The organism is Calderihabitans maritimus (genome assembly GCF_002207765.1).
In the GTDB taxonomy this organism is placed as follows: Bacteria; Bacillota; KKC1; order Calderihabitantales; family Calderihabitantaceae; genus Calderihabitans; species Calderihabitans maritimus.
In genome coordinates this window covers 1-235 of record NZ_BDGJ01000093.1, presented here as the reverse complement: position 1 = coordinate 235, position 235 = coordinate 1, and the positions used below count along the sequence as shown (strand labels likewise).

Below are 235 nucleotides of genomic sequence, written 5' to 3'. Positions count from 1 at the left end.
AGGCCAGAAGTGTAAGGTGGGTAACCACCTTAGCGGACTGGTACTAATAGGTCGAGGGCTTGACCTCTTGGTGCAATACCCTGTGCAGTTTTGAAAGAATTGACCCTCAAGTTTCTGGTGGCTATAGCGGAGGGGCAACACCCGTTCCCATCCCGAACACGGAAGTTAAGTCCTCCTGCGCCGATGGTACTGGGGCTCCTGCCCCGGGAGAGTAGGTCGCTGCCAGAAACTTATT

At 54.5% G+C, this 235-nt stretch carries 1 rRNA gene; it reads left to right on the top strand.

What is annotated here, in order from left to right:
* Window positions 1-113 precede the first annotated feature (113 nt).
* Window positions 114-228: ribosomal RNA gene (gene rrf / locus KKC1_RS08470) — 5S ribosomal RNA — on the top strand.
* The last annotated feature ends 7 nt before the right edge of the window (window positions 229-235 follow it).